Genomic DNA, 1,073 nt, shown 5'->3' on the forward strand with positions numbered 1-1,073 from the left:
CCCCCAGCAGCCCCGCGCGAATGGCGAGGGCGCGCAGGATCTGGCCGCGCGTGGCGCCCAGCGTCTTGAGGATCGCGGCCTCGTGGGTGCGCGCCGTCTGATCGGCGGCGGCCGCGCCGATGAGGACCAGCAGCCCGGTCAGCAGGGTGGCCGACGCGCCCCATGCCGTGGCCGCCGCCAGCCCCCGCAGCAGGCCCGAAACCTGTTCGATGGCATCCTTCACGCGGATCGCGGTGACGTTGGGCATCTGGCCGGAGATGTCGGTCAGGATGGCGGCTTCGGCGTCGGGGTCGGCATAGACGGTGGCGATGAAACTGTGCGGTGCGGCGGCGAGGGCGGCATCGTTCATCACCATGATGAACCCCATCCCGGCGGTCGAGAAATCGACCTCGCGCAGGCTGGTGAGCGTGGCGGTGATGTCGCGCCCGAGGATGTTGACGGTGATCTCGTCACCCAGCTCCAGCCCCATTTCCGCGGCTTCCCCGGCGGCGAAACTGACCTGCGGCGCGCCGGTGTAATCAGCGGGCCACCAGTCGCCGGCGGTGATCGTGGTCCGCTCGGGGACGGCGCCGGCATAGCTGATGCCGCGGTCGCCGGACAGTACCCAGTGCTCACCGGCGACCTCGGCGGCCGGGCGGCCGTTGATCCGCGTGATGATGCCGCGCAGCATCGGGGCCGTCTGCAGGCGTGTCACGGCCGGATCGTTTTCCAGACGGTCGCGGAAGGCGGGCATCTGCGCCTTCTGGATGTCGACGAAGAAGTACGAGGGCGCCCGGGTGGGCAGGTCGCGGGCGATGGCGCTGCGCAGGTTGCCCTCGATCTGGCCCACGGCGGCGAGGACCGACAATCCGAGCCCGAGGGACAGGACAACCGGCGCCGCCGTCGATCCGGGCCCACCGATCGCCGCGAGCGCCCAGCCCAGCGGCGGGCGCCGCGTGCGCGGACGCATCGCGCGGGCAAGGACCCGGACGACCTGCGCGGCGATGGCCAGCAGGATCAGCGCGCCGGCGATGCCCCCCGCCGTCCAGACACCGGTTCCGGGAGGGCTGGACGCCCGACAAGATCTGCGCACA

General features: G+C 72.0%; 1 protein-coding gene. It reads right to left on the reverse strand.

Annotated features, from left to right (window positions below; all coding sequences use genetic code 11):
- On the reverse strand, positions 1-1,073 hold a 1,073-nt coding region (locus ACH107_RS33060; protein ID WP_412509820.1), incomplete at both ends, for an ABC transporter permease.

The sequence above is a fragment of the Roseovarius halophilus (ex Wu et al. 2025) genome (assembly GCF_047086965.1).